This is a genomic window from Mycolicibacterium llatzerense, from assembly GCF_025331195.1.
Taxonomy (GTDB): domain Bacteria; phylum Actinomycetota; class Actinomycetes; order Mycobacteriales; family Mycobacteriaceae; genus Mycobacterium; species Mycobacterium llatzerense.
The window spans coordinates 387,355-404,779 of sequence record NZ_LXOV01000016.1; the positions used below are offsets into that span (position 1 = coordinate 387,355).

General features: G+C 68.0%; 16 protein-coding genes. 8 read left to right on the forward strand and 8 right to left on the reverse strand.

Translation table 11 applies throughout. The features are described 5' to 3' along the window. Positions 1-376: 376 nt before the first annotated feature. A complete protein-coding gene (locus A7G45_RS26610) occupies positions 377-1,327 on the reverse strand; it encodes a 5'-3' exonuclease (protein WP_043393225.1) in 951 nt (316 codons plus the stop codon). A 91-nt stretch (positions 1,328-1,418) separates the two neighbouring features. On the opposite strand from A7G45_RS26610, the gene A7G45_RS26615 reads away from it, so the two are divergent. The 4 genes from A7G45_RS26615 (at position 1,419) to A7G45_RS26630 (ending at position 6,195) form a co-directional block, all read left to right on the forward strand. Then, positions 1,419-2,543: a M24 family metallopeptidase gene (locus tag A7G45_RS26615; RefSeq protein WP_260941549.1), complete on the forward strand. Its 1,125-nt coding sequence runs from the start codon at positions 1,419-1,421 to the stop codon at positions 2,541-2,543. A gap of 42 nt (positions 2,544-2,585) precedes the next feature. Continuing rightward, positions 2,586-3,911, forward strand: coding sequence for an ABC1 kinase family protein (locus A7G45_RS26620; RefSeq protein WP_043986603.1), 1,326 nt, complete (start codon positions 2,586-2,588; stop codon positions 3,909-3,911). A gap of 141 nt (positions 3,912-4,052) precedes the next feature. After that, a complete protein-coding gene (locus tag A7G45_RS26625) occupies positions 4,053-5,462 on the forward strand; it encodes an HNH endonuclease signature motif containing protein (RefSeq protein WP_260941380.1) in 1,410 nt (469 codons plus the stop codon). Positions 5,463-5,559: 97 nt separating this feature from the next. Continuing rightward, on the forward strand, positions 5,560-6,195 hold the full coding sequence (locus A7G45_RS26630; RefSeq protein ID WP_260941381.1) for a class I SAM-dependent methyltransferase: 636 nt from the start codon (positions 5,560-5,562) through the stop codon (positions 6,193-6,195). Here the strand turns inward: A7G45_RS26630 and A7G45_RS26635 are convergent. Then, the gene (locus A7G45_RS26635; protein WP_260941552.1) at positions 6,173-6,568 is read right to left on the reverse strand and encodes an MmcQ/YjbR family DNA-binding protein; all 396 of its coding nucleotides are present in this window, start codon (positions 6,566-6,568) and stop codon (positions 6,173-6,175) included. The genes A7G45_RS26630 and A7G45_RS26635 overlap by 23 nt on opposite strands. A gap of 123 nt (positions 6,569-6,691) precedes the next feature. Between A7G45_RS26635 and A7G45_RS26640 the strand changes: the two genes are divergently transcribed. Together A7G45_RS26640 and ligA are read left to right on the forward strand one after the other, a co-directional pair. After that, positions 6,692-8,692 (forward strand): alkaline phosphatase family protein, encoded by a 2,001-nt coding sequence (locus A7G45_RS26640; protein ID WP_260941382.1) that lies wholly within the window; start codon positions 6,692-6,694, stop codon positions 8,690-8,692. 28 nt (positions 8,693-8,720) lie between these two features. Beyond that, positions 8,721-10,811, forward strand: a complete 2,091-nt coding sequence (gene ligA / locus A7G45_RS26645) for an NAD-dependent DNA ligase LigA (protein ID WP_043393233.1) — start codon at positions 8,721-8,723, stop codon at positions 10,809-10,811. 17 nt (positions 10,812-10,828) lie between these two features. On the opposite strand, the gene A7G45_RS26650 is transcribed toward ligA, so the two are convergent. The 6 genes from A7G45_RS26650 to A7G45_RS26675 all read right to left on the reverse strand — a co-directional run bounded on the left by A7G45_RS26650 (position 10,829) and on the right by A7G45_RS26675 (position 15,512). Continuing rightward, a complete protein-coding gene (locus tag A7G45_RS26650; protein WP_081936602.1) occupies positions 10,829-11,578 on the reverse strand; it encodes an MIP/aquaporin family protein in 750 nt (249 codons plus the stop codon). Between the two features lie 76 nt (positions 11,579-11,654). Beyond that, on the reverse strand, positions 11,655-13,238 hold the full coding sequence (locus A7G45_RS26655; protein ID WP_260941383.1) for a polyamine aminopropyltransferase: 1,584 nt from the start codon (positions 13,236-13,238) through the stop codon (positions 11,655-11,657). Continuing rightward, a complete protein-coding gene (locus A7G45_RS26660; RefSeq protein WP_043393237.1) occupies positions 13,238-13,696 on the reverse strand; it encodes a DUF350 domain-containing protein in 459 nt (152 codons plus the stop codon). The genes A7G45_RS26655 and A7G45_RS26660 overlap by 1 nt, the downstream gene beginning before the upstream one ends. 25 nt (positions 13,697-13,721) lie before the next feature. Then, complete coding sequence (locus A7G45_RS26665) at positions 13,722-14,138, reverse strand: DUF4247 domain-containing protein (RefSeq protein ID WP_043393239.1); 417 nt, start codon at positions 14,136-14,138, stop codon at positions 13,722-13,724. Positions 14,139-14,143: 5 nt separating this feature from the next. Continuing rightward, the gene (locus tag A7G45_RS26670) at positions 14,144-14,755 is read right to left on the reverse strand and encodes a DUF4178 domain-containing protein (RefSeq protein WP_043393242.1); all 612 of its coding nucleotides are present in this window, start codon (positions 14,753-14,755) and stop codon (positions 14,144-14,146) included. Positions 14,756-14,855: 100 nt separating this feature from the next. Next, positions 14,856-15,512 (reverse strand): ACT domain-containing protein, encoded by a 657-nt coding sequence (locus A7G45_RS26675; protein ID WP_110789118.1) that lies wholly within the window; start codon positions 15,510-15,512, stop codon positions 14,856-14,858. Between the two features lie 113 nt (positions 15,513-15,625). Between A7G45_RS26675 and gatC the strand changes: the two genes are divergently transcribed. Both gatC and gatA read left to right on the forward strand, forming a co-directional pair. Beyond that, positions 15,626-15,925 (forward strand): Asp-tRNA(Asn)/Glu-tRNA(Gln) amidotransferase subunit GatC, encoded by a 300-nt coding sequence (gene gatC / locus A7G45_RS26680; protein WP_043393243.1) that lies wholly within the window; start codon positions 15,626-15,628, stop codon positions 15,923-15,925. Next, positions 15,922-17,406 carry an Asp-tRNA(Asn)/Glu-tRNA(Gln) amidotransferase subunit GatA gene (gene gatA, locus A7G45_RS26685; protein ID WP_043393245.1) on the forward strand — a complete coding sequence of 495 codons (1,485 nt, stop codon included), beginning with the start codon at positions 15,922-15,924 and terminating at the stop codon, positions 17,404-17,406. Before gatC ends, gatA begins: the two co-directional genes overlap by 4 nt. Positions 17,407-17,425 lie beyond the last annotated feature (19 nt).

The following is a 17,425-nucleotide window of genomic DNA, read 5'->3' on the forward strand; positions in this document are numbered from 1 at the left end:
CCGAACGCGGCGAGATTGGAGTCCTTCGTTGAGATCTGTGAACCATGACACCCGTGAGTGCTACCGCATGCGCGCGACGCTGTTGCCGGCGCTAGCGACGCCAGAAGGCCGGAACTTTCTATTGGCTTGGCCGGCACGAATAACTGGCTTCGAGGACCAATTCGACCGAGTCGCCCGCGGTGGCGCTTCCTCGCATCTACGCCCAGCGCGGCTACTAGTGCGCATACCGCCAAGCCATGGTGGTGAACGCCGGCATGGTGATAGTCGATTCGCCCCCGTGCCGATCGCGATGACGATGCCGAGCGAGAATCAAGAGTGACCACTGACATTGGGGAGCACTTCACTCAGGCGGACTGCTCGCGGGTAGTTCGGCGAGCTACAGCTTGTCCAGGGCCTTCTGGAGCCGTGCGATCGAGTTGGTGACGCCGTACGTGCCGGCCAGCTCGGCCACCCGCTGCGGGTCGCGAGCGGCGAGCGGCAAGGCATCCGAATCGGTCGACATGGACACCGGCGCATCGGTCGCGACCCGGACGACGGGCAGCGCGGCAGCAATGTAGTCGGTCGCGGCGAGCAGCTTCTTCCGTTGTGCCGCAGCCATTTTGGAGGCTGAGTCCTGGGCGGCGGCCTCGATCGCCGTGAGTGAGCCATAGGTCTGCAGCAGGGTGGACGCCGTCTTCTCGCCGATCCCGGCGACGCCCGGCAGCCCGTCGGACGCGTCGCCGCGCAGCAGGGCCAGCTCGGCGTACGCGGCACCGGCACGATCCAGCGGGACGCCGTAGGTCTCGGCAACCTCGGCGGGCCCGTAGAGCACTGCCTTGGCCAGGCCGCGGCCGATATAGAACACCCTGATTCCTGGCGCGTCATCGCTGGCGAGCTGCAGCAGGTCGCGGTCGCCGCTGACCACGATCGCCGGGTCGGTCTGTTCCTGGGTGGCCAGCGTGCCGAGCACGTCGTCGGCCTCGAAGCCCGGTGCGCCCGCGGTGGCGATGCCGAACGCGTCGAGCAACTCCATGATCATGGCGACCTGCGGCGTGAGGTCGTCGGGCACCTCTTCGATGTCGGGGTCGTCGCCAGGCACCTCTTCGACCACCCGGTGCGCCTTGTAGGACGGGATCAGGTCGACCCGCCACTGCGGCCGCCAATCCAGGTCCAGGCACACCACGAGGCGGCCGGGGCGGTGCTGGGTGACCAGGGCCGCGATGTTGTCGAGGAAACCGCGGACCGCGTTGACGGGGCGGCCGTCGGGCGCCGTGATCGAGGACGGCACCCCGAAGAACGAGCGGAACCACATGCTGGCGCCGTCGAGGAGCAGGATCGGCTGGGTCATGAGGCGAGCGAAGCGACGGGGGAGGTTACGGGGATGTCGATCGGCATCGCACTAGCCTATTGGCATGCGGGCGAGCGAAGCGACGGGGAATGTGACAGTTGGCCGATTCAACACCGACGTCTATGCCGCGCGTCTGCGCTCGGCCGCCGCTGCTGCCCACGCCGCCGGCCTGGCCGGTTTGGTCATCACCCCGGGGTACGACCTCCGGTATCTGGTGGGGTCACGGGCGCAGACCTTCGAGCGGCTGACGGCGCTAGTGGTGCCGGCGGACGGTTCGACACCGACGGTCGTGGTGCCGCGGCTGGAACTGGCCTCGCTCAAGGAGTCGGCGATCGTGGAACTGGGCCTGGCGGTTCAGGATTGGGTCGACGGCGATGACCCCTACGCGCTGGTGGCGGCCGCGTTGCCGGGCAGCGCCGTCGCGGTCACTGACGCCATGCCCGCGCTGCACCTGCTGCCGCTGGCGTCGGTCCTCGGTGTGGTGCCGGTGCTGGCCACCGACGTGCTGCGGCAGTTGCGAATGATCAAGGACCCCAGCGAGATCGACGCTCTGGCGAAGGCCGGCGCGGCCATCGACCGGGTGCACGCGCGGGTGCCGGAGTTCCTGGTGCCGGGACGCACCGAGGCCGACGTGTCCGCGGACATCGCGGAAGCGATTGTCGCCGAGGGTCATTCGGAGGTGGCGTTCATCATCGTCGGCTCGGGGCCGAACGGGGCGGACCCGCACCATGAATGCTCCGACCGTGAACTACAGGTCGGCGACATCGTCGTCGTCGATATCGGCGGTCCGGTCGAGCCCGGCTACAACTCGGACTGCACCAGGACCTACAGCATCGGTGAACCCGATCCCGTGGTGGCGCAACAGTATTCGGTGCTGCAGCGCGCGCAGGCCGCGGCGGTGGCCGCAGTCCGGCCAGGAATGACCGCCGAGCAGATCGACGCGGCGGCCCGCGACGTGCTTGCCGCAGAAGGGCTTGCCGAGGTGTTCGTCCACCGCACGGGCCACGGCATCGGCCTGTCGGTCCACGAAGAGCCCTACATCGTGGCGGGCAATGGGTTGACGCTGGAGCCTGGCATGGCGTTCAGCGTCGAGCCCGGGGTCTATTTCGCGGGGCAGTGGGGCGCGCGGATAGAGGACATCGTCGTCGTCACGGACGACGGCTGCGTGTCCATGAACAACCAGCCGCACGAACTCGTGGTTGTGCCAGTTTTTTAGGGGTTGTTGTCAAGATCGGCTAAGAAAGACAAGATCAACTCCATGGCTGAAATCCGCCGTGGCCGCACGGGACGTGCCGCCAAGCTGGCAACCCTTCCTGCCGGGATCGCAGGCCGCGCCGTCCTGGGCGTCGGCAAGCGCATGGCCGGCAAATCGAAAGACGACGTCAACGCGGAGTTGGTCGAGAAGGCCGCTGAGCAGCTGTTCCAGGTGTTGGGGGAGCTCAAGGGCGCTGCAATGAAGCTCGGACAGGCGCTTTCAGTGATGGAGGCCGCCATCCCACCGGCATTCGCCGAGCCCTATCGCGAAGCGCTGACCAAGTTGCAGAGCGACGCCCCGCCGCTGCCGGCGGACAAGGTGCACCGCGTGCTGGACAGCCAGCTGGGCACGAAGTGGCGCGAGCGCTTCCAGTCTTTCGATGACGAGCCCGTCGCCTCCGCGAGCATCGGTCAGGTGCACAGCGCGGTGTGGAGCGACGGCCGCCGGGTCGCGGTCAAGGTCCAGTACCCGGGCGCCGACCAGGCAGTGCGCGCCGACCTCAAGACCCTGCGGATGCTGACCACGCTGTTCAAGCAGGTGGTTCCGGGCGCCGACGTCAAGAGCATCATCGACGAACTGATCGAGCGTACCGAGGAAGAGCTGAACTACCGGATCGAAGCGGACTATCAGCGCGCCTTCGCGAAGGCTTTTGCGGGCGATCCGCAGTTCTACGTGCCGGCGGTCGTCGCGTCGTCCCCGAAGGTGGTCATCACCGAGTGGATGGAGGGCCGCAAGCTCTCCGAGATCATCACCAGCGGCACCGAAGACGAGCGCAACCGGTGCGCGCACATGCTGCTCGAGGTCACCATCAGCGCCCCGTACCGCTGCGGCCTGCTGCACGTCGATACTCATCCGGGCAACTTCATGTTGCTGGACGACGGGCGGTTCGGCGTCATGGACTTCGGCGCCTGCGCGGTCCACGAAGGCGGCCTGCCGCGGGCAACCGGGCCCATCCTGCGGCTCGCGCGGGACGAGAAGTGGGAGGAGATGACGACCTACCTACGGGAGGAAGGTTTCATCCCCGCCGGGGCCACAGTCTCTCACGAGGAGATCAACGCCTACCTGCTGCCATACATCGAACCGTTGCGGCACAAGAGCTTCCACTTCAGCCGCCGGTGGCTGCAGGGCATCGCCGCCACCGCGGCAGACATCCGCAGCGAGCAGTTCGCCGCGACGTTCAAGACCAGCCGTCAGCTGAACCTGCCGCCCAACTACTTGATGATGTTCCGGGTGCTCGGTGGTCTGCTCGGGATCGCCGCGCAGCTGGACGCGACCATCAACTACGCCGAGATCGTCGACAAGTGGGTGCCCGGGTTCCGCGAGGACTGACGAGTTCGGCTCAGTGGCTCCGGAGTAGACGTCAGCGGGTGGAACATCCTGCTGGGCAACATGTTTGACCTCATCAATCACTTTCGGCACAGGTGTCCCAAACTGTGAAAATTTGTCGGTAGTTCGAACTAGTGTTCGACTATGGACATTGCCAGCACCACCGCCGTGGAGGAGGTCTACACCGACCTCGACACGGCACAGGCGCGGGTTGCGGCGGTGGACTACATGGCGTTGTCGGTGCCGGAGTTGTTGGCGGTGCAATCCCACCGTGAGCAGATGCGGTGCGCCGCCCAAGCCGTTGATCATGCCGTGGTGGCCGCATTGCAGGCCCACACCACCGCACAGGAGATCGGGGCGAGAAACTGGGCCGACGCGATGCGTGCCCGGGACCGGCTCAGTAGCGAGGAGGCTCGCCGCCGGGTCCGGCACGCCGAACTCCTGGGCCCGCGGCGATCGTTGACCGGGGAGCTGTTGCCGCCGCTGCGTCCGCATGTCGCTGCCGCCGTGGCTGCGGGAGCGATCAATGCTGATCATGTCGATGTCATCGAATCGTTCTTCGCGAAACTGCCCACCTGGGCCGGCCTGGACACCCTCGATGAGTGCGAACTGGCGCTGGTGGCCGCCGCCCGCAACCTCACCCCGGAAGGGTTGCGGTCGGTGGTCAAACGCAAGCTCTACGAACTCAATCAGGACGGCCCCGAACCCGATGACCGCGACCCCGAACCCGACCGGGACCGTGCCCTGGTGCTATCGAAGCAGGCTGCCGATGGCAGCAGTGAGCTGCGGGGTCGGCTCACCCCGACAGCACGCGCGGTCTATGAAGCGTTGATGGTCAAGTACGCGGCCCCTGGCATGTGCAACCCTGCCGACGAACACCCCTGCACCTCGGGAACGCCCACCCAAGAGCAGATCGACAACGATCACCGCACGCTAGCTCAGCGCCAGCACGATGCCTGGGAAACGATGGGCCGACTGCTGTTGTCCACTGATCTGGGTGAGCACAATGGCTTCCCGGTCACCATCGTGGCGACCTGCACTCTCGAACAACTCGAGCAGCGCGCCGGGGTCGCGCAGACTCACACCGGCAGCTCCCTGCCGGTCAAGGACCTGCTGAACCTGGCCGCGCAGGCCGGGGCGTCCTGCTATCTCACGGTGTTCGACAACCATGCCGATGTTCCGTTGTATTTGGGCCGGGCGCGGCGCACCGCGACCACCGGCCAACGCCTGGCGCTGTTCGCCCGCGACAAAGGCTGCAGCCGCCCCGAGTGCACCCGGCCGGCCGCCGACTGCCAAGCCCACCACGCGGTCGCCGACTGGCGCGACGGCGGCCGGACCGACATCACCGACCTCACGTTGGCCTGTGGCCCCGACAACCGCCTGGCCACCGACGGTGGCTGGACCACAGAAATGAGAAACGGCCGCGCGCACTGGACCCCACCACCACTGCTCGACGTCGGCCAACCCCGCACCAACACCATCTACCAACCCCAGCTCTATCCCACCGAGAGCGGAGACGACGAAGGCGGTGAAAGTGACAGTCCCGCAAGCTAACCCGGTGTCAATAGCGACCGGTGGCACGACACGTCGGTGCGCTGCGGATGTCACGCATCGGGCCGACCGTGTCACCATGCCCGCGTACCGTTGGCCGATGCCTGATTTTCTGGCCACGACACGCGATGGCTACGACCGGGCGGCCGCGAACTATGTCGCGCGCTTCCAGCACCATCTCGATGACAGACCGGTGGACCGCGCAATGATCGGCGCGTTCGCTGAGCTGGTACCGCGAGGCCCGGTGCTCGACGTCGGCTGCGGCACCGGGGTGGCGACCGTGGCACTCGCGGCCGCCGGCTTGGATGTGACCGGAATCGATCTGTCTCCCAACATGATCGCGCAGGCACGCCAGCACAACCCGGGCCTGGCGTTTCGGGTTGGCTCGATGCTCGACCTCGATGCGGAGGACGGCAGCGTCACCGGGCTCTGCGCCTGGTACTCGATCATCCATGTGCCAGACACGCATCTGCCGCACGTCTTCGCCGAATTCCACCGGGTGCTGGCGCCTGGCGGCATGGTGCTGCTGGCATTTCAGGTCGGCGACGAACCGCGGGTGCTGACGGACTTCGACGGCGAGCCGGTGAGCTTGACGTTCATCCGCCGCCAATCCACGGCCGTCGCAGATCTCTTGTCGAACAGCGGGTTCCGCGTCTATGCCGAACTGGTCCGGCAACCGGACGACGGACTCGAATCCACCGCGCAGGCCTATCTCATTGCGCGTCGAGCAATTTGACCAGCCGCTTCGTCGCGACCAGCCGGAATGACGCGTCCAGCAGCTCACGGACCTCGTTCCAGTCGACCTTCGCCGCGGTGAAATCCAGCCCGAGCCAACCGAACGGTCCCATGTAGGCGGGGTAGTAGAAGCGCGAATCCTGTTCCAGCGCTGCGCGGTCGGACTCGTCGACCTTGACCAACAGTGAGTACGGGTAGGCGACCATCTCGCCGGTCGCCTTCGAATTGCCGCCGTACATCGCGAACATCTTGGGTGCGCAGAACACCGGCCGGCCCCAGGACACTTTCTCGAACGCTTCAGGGAAGCTCAGCGCCACCGCTCGCAGCTCCGCCAGGCCGGGGTCGTCATCGTCGAACATGATCGGATGCGGCACATTGCCACGGTAACCCTTGACCTGCCCGCGCGGTGACATGAGGACGGCCAACCTTCAAATTGACTGTGCATCAGGTTGGCGATTCCTGTGCGATCGGTAATTGTCGCGCGTTATACATTCCGGATGACAGCTGGAAGTTTTGTTGGTCGGGTCGGGGGACTGGCGGTCGCACTGGGGATCGGTACCGCGCTCGCGGGGTGGAGCGACTGTCCCGCCTGGGCCGACACCGCCGCAGGGGCAGGTACGACGTCCCAGACCTCCCAGCCAGGGCAGTCGGCAGGTGCATCGTCGGACGCCCCGGCGAAGAAGCAGCGGAAGCCCGCCAAGTCGAAGTCGAAGCCCGCCAACAAGGACCAGGCCGCCAAGCCGGACAAGAAGGCGCAGAAGCCGACCGCCGCCGAGAAGCCCACTGCTGCCGAGAAGCCGACCGCCTCCGACGCCCCGACCGCCTCTGACAAGACGGCAGCGACCGAGCAGGCGAAGCCCGCGGCGCGGGTGCGCCCACCGCGCGTCGCTCCCATCAAGCCGGCCGAGCATGTGACGGCCGCCGAGCCGGCCAAGACTGTCGCGGCGCCGGCGGTCACCGCTGCCGTCGCGCCGCAGGCCACGAGCGAACAGCCCGCCGTCAAGGTGGCCGCGGTATCCACCGCTCCCATCGCCAAACTCACCAAGGCCCTGCGGTCGCTGCAGGCGCCGGTGTCGCCGCTCAGTGCGACGTCGGTGCTGGTGGCCCTGGCCGCGGTCCGCGACGAGCTGGAACGCAAGACCGTCAAACCCGCCAGTACTGTTGCACCGCAGTCGGTTTCGACGCTCGTCGACACCACGCCCAACGTCCTGGTGATCGGCGTCGACGGCACCAATCTGAGCCGCGTGCTGGCCGACCCGGCCAACGCCAATTTCTTCCAGCTGATGCAGGGCGGCACCACCGCGCCGGCCAGCATCGCCGGGCACACCACCATCAGCAATCCGTCCTGGACCGCCATCCTCACCGGCGCCTGGGGTGAGAAGACCGGCGTCATCAACAACATCTTCAATCCGGCGGTCTACAAGAAGTGGCCCACGGTGTTCAACCGACTCGAGACGTTCAACCCCGGTATCCAGACCACCGTGATCGCGAACTGGGACGTCGTCTCGGCCATCGCCGTGTCGGGCTCGGTCGGCGCAGACCACGTCGTCAACATCTCCCACATCGCGGGCGACGCCAACTGGTCACTCACCGACGACGCCGTCGGCGACGCGACCGAGGCGGCGATCGGCGCCGCCGACCCGAACAAGCCGAACTTCGTGTTCAGCTACTTCGTCGGGGTCGACGAGAACGGGCACAACTACGGCGGCGCCTCCACGGCCTACGCCGACGCGGTGCGAAATGTCGACCGCAACATCGGCGAGATCATGCAGTCGGTCAACGACTGGGAAGCGGCCACCGGGGAGCAGTGGACCGTCATCGTCGTCACCGACCACGGCCACCAGGACAGCAAGGGCCTCGGACACGGCTTCCAATCACCCAATGAGACATCGACTTTCGTCATCGCCAACAACCCGGACCTGTTCACCGCCGGCGGCGTCAACCTGAAGTACCAGATCGTCGACGTCACGCCGACGGTCGTGACTCTGTTCGGCGGCACGACCGCTCCCAGGTCCGACGGTGTCTCGATCACCAACCTGGGCGGCAGCACCGTGAAGCCGATCGATGACGACGCGGCACTGCGTGCCACGGTGCTGGATGTGATCGGCAAGTACGGGTACCCGAACATCGGCACCGATCTGACGCTCGGCGTGCGGACCGTCGCCGCGTCGGTGCCCTACTTCCTCAACCAGGCTTTCGATCAGGTGACGGCGCAATTGGAGTCGATCGCGGCGCAGCACATCTTCATCATCAGCCCGCTGGCACAGGCGATGACCGTGCCCGTGCAGCTGGTCGGCGACCTGTCGTATGCGGCGACGAACGTCGTCGCGCAGATCGTCGCCAGGCTCACCGGGGTCACCGGGGCCAGCCTCGTGCCGATCTTCATGCCGCCGTTGCCGCCGCTGGTCGGTACCGAGGATCCGCAGCCGCTGAGTCCGGTGGCTGCCTGCACCGTCCTGGTGGCGTGCGGGACGTCGTCGGGGATCATCGCGGCCTGACGTCGTACCCCTTCGCTAGCCTTACCCCGTGAGCTCACCCGATCCCGACGTGCGCCGGCAATGGCAGGAACTGGCCGAAGAGGTTCGCGGTCACCAGTTCCGCTACTACGTCAAGGACGCGCCGATCGTCTCCGACGGTGAGTTCGACAAGCTGCTGGGGCAGTTGCAGCAGCTCGAGGACACGTACCCCGAACTGCGGACGCCGGATTCGCCGACGCAGTTGGTCGGCGGCGCCGGATTCGCCACCGAGTTCGGCGAGGCACAGCATCTGGAGCGGATGCTGTCGCTGGACAACGCGTTCAACACCGACGAGCTGACGGCATGGGCGGCGCGGCTCACCAACGAACTGGGTAGCGACCTCGAATATCTCTGCGAGCTCAAGGTCGACGGCGTCGCGCTGGCCCTGGTGTACCGCGACGGCAAGCTGGTTCGCGGCGCCACCCGCGGCGACGGCCGCGCCGGTGAGGACGTCACGCTCAACGCCCGCACCATCACCGACGTCCCCGAGCAGCTGACCGGCACCGACGAATTCCCGGTGCCCGCCGTGCTGGAGGTGCGCGGCGAGGTGTACTTCCGGGTCGAGGATTTCGCCGCGCTCAACGCCAGCCTCGTCGAGGAAGGCAAGGCGCCGTTCGCCAATCCGCGCAACAGCGCCGCCGGGTCGTTGCGGCAGAAGAATCCGGCCGTCACCGCACGCCGCCGGCTGCACATGATCTGCCACGGGCTGGGCTACACCGAAGGTTTCGAGCCGGCGTCGCTGCACGACGCGTATCGCGCGCTGCAGGCCTGGGGTCTGCCGGTGTCCGACCACACCACCCGGGTTACCGGCATCGCCGCGGTAGCGCAGCGCGTCGCGTATTGGGGTGAGCACCGCCATGACGTCGACCACGAAATCGACGGTCTGGTGGTCAAATTGGACGACCGGACGCTGCAGCGGCGCCTCGGCGCCACCAGCCGGGCGCCGCGCTGGGCCATCGCCTACAAGTACCCGCCCGAGGAAGTCACCACCAAGCTGCTCGACATCCGGGTCAGCGTCGGACGCACCGGTCGGGTCACGCCGTTCGCCTACATGGAGCCCGTCACCGTCGCGGGGTCGACGGTCGGGCTGGCGACGCTGCACAACGCCACCGAGGTGAAGCGCAAGGGCGTGCTGATCGGCGACACCGTCGTGATCCGTAAGGCCGGCGACGTCATCCCCGAGGTGCTCGGCCCCGTCGTCGATCTGCGTGACGGCACCGAACGCGAATTCGTGATGCCTGCAACGTGTCCCGAGTGTGGCAGCACCCTGGCGCCCTCGAAGGAGGGCGACGCTGACATCCGCTGCCCCAACACGCGGTCCTGCCCGGCGCAGCTGCGAGAGCGGGTGTTCCACGTCGCGGGCCGCGGTGCCTTCGACATCGAGGGCCTCGGCTACGAGGCGGCGACCGCGCTGCTGGCGGCCGACGTGATCACCGATGAGGGCGACGTCTTCGACCTCACCGCGGAACAGCTGTTGCGCACCAGCCTGTTCACCACTCAGAAGAACGAGCTGTCCGCCAACGGCGCCCGGCTCCTGGCCAACCTCGGCAAGGCCAAGCAACAGCCGCTGTGGCGGGTGCTGGTGGCGCTCTCCATCCGGCACGTCGGCCCGACGGCGGCCCGGGCGTTGGCCGCGGAATTCGGTGATCTGCAAGCGATTACCGAAGCCTCCGAGGAACAGCTGGCCGCGGTCGAGGGCGTCGGCCCGACCATCGCCGCCGCGGTGATCGACTGGTTCACCGTCGACTGGCACCGCGCCATCGTCGACAAGTGGCGGGCCGCGGGCGTCCGGATGGCCGACGAGCGCGACGCCGGTATCGAGCGGAACCTCGAGGGTCTGTCGATCGTGGTGACCGGTTCGCTGACCGGTTTCTCGCGCGACGAGGCCAAGGAGGCGATCCTGGTCCGCGGCGGCAAGGCGGCCGGCTCGGTGTCGAAGAAGACCGCCTATGTGGTGGCCGGTGACGCACCAGGTTCCAAGTACGACAAGGCCGTTGAGCTCGGGGTGCCCATCCTCGACGAGGACGGCTTCCGGCGCCTGTTGGAGGTCGGTCCCGAAACGGAGGCATCCCCCGAGGGGGAAGCCTCGGGGGACGCGTAGCGGGCTCGTACTTGGCCCTACTGGTCGGTGGGGTTGAGGTGGCGGAAGGTCAGTCCCGCGATGGTGGCGCCGGCGATCTGCGCGATCAGATAGACCCACAGCGTGGGCCAGGCGAACAGGCCCATCGCCGCGGCCCCGAGGACGACGGCCGGGTTGAAGGCCGCGCCCGAGATACTCCCGACGGCGGCCGCGCCGGCGACCACGGTGAAGCCGATGGCCAACCCGTAGAAGCCGTTGTTCGGATGGCTGCGGCTGGTCGCGACGTTGAGCACGACGTAACACAGGGCGAAGGTGAAGATCAGCTCCACCAGGAACGCGGCGATGATGGCGTGGCCCGACAGCGTCAGGGCGGCGGTCTTGGCGGCTTGCGCGGGATCGATGACCGCCCACACGGTGAGTGCGGCAACCAGGCCCGCGCCGAGCTGCGCAACCCAGTAGCCGACGGCGTCGCGCAGCTCGATTCGGCGGCGTAACAGGACGGCCAGCGTGACGGCCGGGTTGTAGTGGCCGCCGGAGATGTGCCCGCCGGCGTAGATCATCACCATCAGCGCGGCGCCGATGGCCAGGGGCGCCAACGGGCTTCCGCTGTACACCGCCGCGCCGACGGTGAACACCAGCATGAAGGTGCCGATCGCCTCGGTGACGTATTTTGCTGTGGGGCTGGGGGATTCGTCTGTTCGCGACCGGGGCGCCGGGACGGGCAGGTGGTCGGAGTCGGGTTTGTCGGAGACGGGGATGTCGAGCGTTGGTGCGGCGAGGGTTGTCATGGCATCAAGCGTCGCGCCGGGCCGGCCCGATGTCATTCCTGCGGGCGTCCGTCGTCCCTACCGGCTAGCTGGAAGGTCAGCGGTACCCGCGACGCATGTCGTCGACGATCAGCGGATGCTCCAACGTCGACGGCGGCAGGTGCTGCGGCGCGGTGTCGGGCGCGAAGACGGTGGCGGCGTCGAGCACCTGCTGATTCAGAAACCGAAGCGGGGGAGCGTCTTTCGGTAGCACCGGCATCGGTGGCTCCGGGCCGCGGCGGGCGAGGGTGAAGCCCCAGTCGCCGAACGTCGGCACCTCGACGTGGTAGGGCCGCACGGCCAGCCCTGCGGAGGCGATGGTGGATACCGTGCGCCAGAACGCGATCGGCGTGGAGTAGGGGCTGCCGGACTGGACCACGAGCAATCCCTGCGGCGCCAGCGCCCGGGCAATCAGGCTGTAGAACTCCGTGGAGTACAGCCGGCCGAGCACCGGGTTGTCGGGGTCGGGTAGGTCGACGATGACCGCGTCGAATCCGCCCGGCGGCACCACGTCCGGGTGTGGGACCCGCAGCCAGGTCATGGCGTCGTCGAGAATCAGCTGGAGCCGCGGATCGTCGAGTGCGCCGGCGTTGGCGTCCCGCAGCTTGGTCCGCGCCACCGCGACCACCGCCGGATCCAGCTCGACCTGGACGATCCGGTCGATACCTTTCTGGCGCAACAATTCCCGCGCCGCCAGGCCGTCACCGCCGCCGATCACCAGCACCGAGCGCGCGCCCGCACCCAGCGCCGGGTACACCAGCGACTCGGTGTACCGATACTCGTCGCGCGTCGAGAACTGTAGTCCGCCATCGAGATACAGCCGGGTGTCGTCGCCGCGGCGGGTCACCACGATCTCCTGATAGGCCGAATGCCGATAGGCGACGATCGGGTCGGCGTACAGCCGCTGCCGGGACGTGGTCTCGATGCCGTCGGCGGACGCCATCAGCGTGGCCAGCACCGCGAACGCCAGCACGAGGGCGCCCAGTGCGCCGATGAATTCGCGCCGGCTCAGGATGCGGCGCAGCAGGAACACCGAAACCACCGCTGCGGCAGCCAGGTTGATCATCCCCGTGGCGGCAGCGCCGCGAATCATGCCCAGGTACGGCAGGACCAGGAACGGCCACGCCAGGCCGCCCAGCAGGGCGCCCAGATAGTCGGCGGCATTGAGGTTGGCCAGCACCCGGCCCGCGTCGGTGGCCCCGGCCACGCGGCCCCGCTGCAACAGCGTCATCAGCAGCGGCACCTCGGCTCCGACCAATCCACCGATCAGCGCTGTCGCGACGCCCAGCACCCAGTCCGAGTCACCGAGGTAGGCGAACGTCACGTACAGCACCGTCGCCGACAGACCGCCGACGACGCCCAGCGCGGTCTCTACCGCGATGAAGCTGATGGCTGCACGACCGAGCAGTGCTTTGGCCAGCAGCCCGCCGACGCCCAGGGCCGCCACGTAGCCCGCGACGATCAGCGAGGTCGACACCACGCCGCCACCGTTGAGGCTCGTCGAAAGAGTCAGCAGCGCAAGCTCATAGACGATGCCGCACGCGGCGCACGCCGCCACGGCCGCCAAAAGCAGCGCGCGCCACCGGGTTCCGATGACCGGCTCGGGGGCCGTCGGGGCCGTCCCGATGGCCTCTGTCACCATCAGGTGAGGGCGGCGGCGTTGATACCGCCGACGGCGAGCAGGACAACGGCCACCGCGACCGCGGCGGGGTGGAAGTCCTCGGAGTGGATGTCATTGCGGAAGTGGCCGGGCGCCAACAACTCCACGGCCACCAGGGCCAGACCCTGCAGGGCGACGCCGATCAGCCCGTAGATCAACGTGTCGATCAGGCCCTGCCCGAGACGGTCGGAGCTCGAGTGGATGGCGGTGATGATGATGGCTGCCAGTGAGACGTCCATGGCGGCGGTGACGGCCACCGCGTTGGGCCGCCGCTCGACGAAGACCTGGCGGCGCAGATTGCCGGGCGTCAGCACGTCGACCATGACGAAGCCGGCGGCCAGCACCAGGACTCCGACCACGAAGTACAGGGCTGCGCTGACCACGTTCTGGATGAGTGCGTCGGTATGGACGGTGCCGAAGTCGATGGCGGCCAGGTTCATCGGAGTCTCCTCGGAATTGGTTTGGTCATTTGACGCCGCCCGGCCCGCCCGAGCTGCCGCCGGAACTGTGTGACGGCGATCCCGGGCTGAAACCCGGACCCAGAAAGAAATAGCTGCCGTGGTTGTAGCCGGAGTTGAGGCTCTCCATTCGGATGGAGCAGGCCTGCCCCGAGCCCGCGCCGACGATCACGATGGAGTCGCTGTAGCGCAGGTAGTAATTGCCCTGGTCGGTCGCCCGTGCCTGCGGCTGGTGGGCCTCGGCGAGGTCGTCGGCCACGTCGCTCGGGTCCCCGTCGCATCGGTAGGTGTTGTTGCCGACGTTCTGGTAGTGGTCCTTGACGTACGACTGGACCGTGCGGGCGGTGCTGATGCCGAACACCAGGCAGATCACTGACGCGATCGCCAGCACCCCGGCGAGAATCAGCATCTTGCCCCGGGTCATGGCGCCTACGAACCCGCGGGCGGCGCGGGGTACACCGTGAGTTCACCGGGCGACATGACCTTGCCGGTCGACACCTCCCACGGCGTATTCGGGCCCCATTGCTCAAAACTCAGCAGTGCGGCGCGGCCCCCGCTGGTGTAGTCGACGTACATCATCTGGCCGTTGGACGGCAATCCGGTGGTGCCTTCGCAGCTGTAATACGGCTGCCCGCGCTCGACCTCGGTGTACTGGACGCCGTCCACGGTGTGCGGGCCGCCGGGCTGCAGCGCCAGGTCGGGGCGCTTGGTCCAGAACGCGAGTTCCAGCCGTCCCTCGTCCTCTTCGACGCTGAACCAGATCGGTTCTCCCTGACCGCCTTCCAGCAGATGCTCCCACCAGATGAACGGGCCTTCGCGATAGGTCACCGAGCCGCGCACCACGTAGTCGACGCCGCCGTAGCTGACGATCGCGCCGGGCCCCAACTGTTTCGGCCCGAACACCGGCATCTCGCCTGACTTCAGCGGGTCCTGGCGGGCGCCGGAGGTTCCCGGCTTCTTCGCCCGGGTGAACGCGAGCACCACGACGATGATCGCCGCGATCAGTAGCAGCACGCCGATGACGATCAGAAATGTGCTCACGCAGGCCTCCAGCGAGATGTGGCGAGAACGCTAGCAGTTGACGCCGCGACGCAACGGCATTCGCGCACCACCAGATTGGCTGGGAATTCGCTGGTAACGCCTAGCGCACGATGGTCGCGACGATGCCCGCGAGGTATCCGAGCCGCGCGACCTCCGACGGACGGAAGGCCGGGCCGCCCGGGCGGCCGAGCATGATCGCGGTGTACGGGTCACCCAGCGGCGCCGCGGCCAGGGTGGTGTCGATGTCCCGCCAGAACTGCGGCACCCAGTCGCCCGTGGCGTCCAGGGCGGCGGCGTGTTCCAGCGGTAGCCACGGTGCCGAGTCGGCGAGTGTCTCGGGCGCACCCGGGCTGCCGGCGATGCGGCGAGGTTCGGCGCCGCCGGTCACCACGACGCACCATCCGACGCGCAGCACGCGCGGGGCTTCGTCGGCCAGCACCTGGAGGCGGGCGGCCTTGCCCTTGGCGGCGGCCACGTGGTCGATCAGTTCCAGTTCGCGATGGGCCTCGAGCAGCCCGGTGTGGGGCCGGATGCTGTCCACGTACACGCCCTTGAGGGCCTCTGCCGCGGTGATCAGGGTGTCGGGCATGGACCCGAGCGGCAGCTCGACCACCAGGTCGTCGACGGCGTAGCCCGGGCCGCGTTCGACGACGTCGAGCGACAGGATGTCGGCGCCCACCGTGCCGAGAGCCACCGCCAGCGAGCCGAGGCTACCGGGGCGGTCTTCGAGCTGGACCCGCATCAGATAGGAGGACACGCCACAACTGTGGCACAGCGTCGTGGCGACGGCAGGACGTGCGGGTGCGGTGCGTGTCACGGATGTATTCCCCGTCGCTGCGCTCGCCCGGCCTCCCACTAGGGTGTTTAGACGTGTCGAAGATTTCCCGGGACGATGTCGCCCATCTGGCGAATCTGGCCCGGCTCGCCCTGACCGATGGTGAGCTGGACAGTTTCGCAGGCCAGCTCGATGCCATCCTGGCGCACGTCGGCAAGATTCAGGCCGTCGACGTCACGGGTATCGAGGCGACCGGCAATCCCCTCAAAGAGGTCAACATCACCCGGCCCGACGTCGAGGCAGCGAGCCTCTCGCAGGACCAGGCGCTGGCGGAGGCCCCGCGGGCCGAGGATGGCCGGTTCGCCGTGCCGCGCATTTTGGGAGAAGCAGAATGAGCGACCTGATCCGTTTTGACGCGGCCACGCTCGGCGAGAAGATCGCCGCCGGCGACGTGTCGGCCACCGAGGTCACCCGGGCTCACCTGGACCAGATCGCCGCCACCGACGAGACCTATCACGCCTTCCTGCACGTGGGCGCCGAGGAGGCGCTGGCCGCGGCCGCCGCGGTCGACAAGCAGGTGGCGGCGGGCGAGCCGCTGGCCTCGCCACTCGCCGGAGTTCCGTTGGCGCTCAAGGACGTTTTCACCACCACCGACGCGCCGACCACGGCCGGCTCGAAGATTCTGGAGGGCTGGCGGTCGCCGTACGACGCGACCGTCACCGCCAGGCTGCGTGCGGCCGGCATCCCGATCCTCGGCAAGACCAACATGGACGAATTCGCCATGGGGTCGTCCACCGAGAACTCGGCCTATGGCCCGACCCGCAACCCCTGGGACGTCAACCGCGTGCCGGGCGGTTCCGGCGGCGGTAGTGCCGCGGCGCTGGCGGCCTTCCAGGCGCCGCTGGCGATCGGCACCGACACCGGTGGCTCGATCCGTCAGCCGGCCGCGCTGACGTCGACCGTCGGCGTCAAGCCCACGTACGGCACGGTCTCGCGGTACGGCCTGATCGCCTGTGCATCGTCGCTGGACCAGGGCGGACCGTGTGCCCGCACGGTGCTCGACACCGCGCTGCTGCACCAGGTGATCGCGGGCCACGACCCGCGCGATTCCACCTCGGTCGACGCTCCGGTGCCCGACGTGGTCGGGGCAGCCAGGGCCGGTGCCGCCGGCGACCTGAAGGGCGTCCGGATCGGTGTGGTCAAGCAGCTGCACACCGGCGAGGGCTACCAGCCCGGCGTGCTGTCGTCGTTCAACACCGCGGTCGACCAGCTGACCGACCTCGGCGCCGAGATCACCGAGGTCGACTGCCCGCACTTCGACTACTCGCTGGCGGCCTACTACCTGATCCTGCCGTCCGAGGTGTCCTCGAACCTCGCGCGCTTCGACGCGATGCGCTACGGCCTGCGGGTCGGCGACGACGGCACCCACAGCGCCGAAGAAGTGATGGCGCTGACCCGCGCCGCCGGCTTCGGCCCGGAAGTCAAGCGCCGCATCATGATCGGCACCTACGCCCTGTCCTCGGGCTACTACGACGCCTACTACAACCAGGCCCAGCGGGTGCGCACCCTGATTGCCCGTGATCTGGACCAGGCCTACGAGAAGGTCGACGTGCTGGTCACCCCGACCACCCCGACCACCGCATTCGGGCTGGGGGAGAAGGTCGACGATCCGCTGGCGATGTACCTGTTCGACCTGTGCACGTTGCCGCTGAACCTGGCCGGGCACTGCGGCATGTCGGTGCCGTCGGGCCTGTCGCCGGACGACAACCTGCCGGTGGGTCTGCAGATCATGGCGCCCGCCCTGGCTGACGACCGGCTGTACCGCGTCGGTGCGGCCTACGAAGCCGCCCGCGGCGCACTGCCCACCGCCGTATAGCCACGAGCGTGCACACAGC

Excerpts from the sequence above, each read along its gene's own strand:
- A7G45_RS26620 (WP_043986603.1), top strand. The coding sequence starts at position 2,586 with ATGGCTGAAATCCGCCGTGGCCGCACGGGACGTGCCGCCAAGCTGGCA.
- A7G45_RS26650 (WP_081936602.1), bottom strand. The coding sequence starts at position 11,578 with ATGACAACCCTCGCCGCACCAACGCTCGACATCCCCGTCTCCGACAAA.
- A7G45_RS26660 (WP_043393237.1), bottom strand. The coding sequence starts at position 13,696 with ATGAACCTGGCCGCCATCGACTTCGGCACCGTCCATACCGACGCACTC.
- A7G45_RS26640 (WP_260941382.1), top strand. The coding sequence starts at position 6,692 with ATGACAGCTGGAAGTTTTGTTGGTCGGGTCGGGGGACTGGCGGTCGCA.
- gatA (WP_043393245.1), top strand. The coding sequence starts at position 15,922 with ATGAGCGACCTGATCCGTTTTGACGCGGCCACGCTCGGCGAGAAGATC.
- A7G45_RS26625 (WP_260941380.1), top strand. The coding sequence starts at position 4,053 with ATGGACATTGCCAGCACCACCGCCGTGGAGGAGGTCTACACCGACCTC.
- A7G45_RS26655 (WP_260941383.1), bottom strand. The coding sequence starts at position 13,238 with ATGGTGACAGAGGCCATCGGGACGGCCCCGACGGCCCCCGAGCCGGTC.
- A7G45_RS26665 (WP_043393239.1), bottom strand. The coding sequence starts at position 14,138 with ATGACCCGGGGCAAGATGCTGATTCTCGCCGGGGTGCTGGCGATCGCG.
- A7G45_RS26610 (WP_043393225.1), bottom strand. The coding sequence starts at position 1,327 with ATGACCCAGCCGATCCTGCTCCTCGACGGCGCCAGCATGTGGTTCCGC.
- A7G45_RS26630 (WP_260941381.1), top strand. The coding sequence starts at position 5,560 with ATGCCTGATTTTCTGGCCACGACACGCGATGGCTACGACCGGGCGGCC.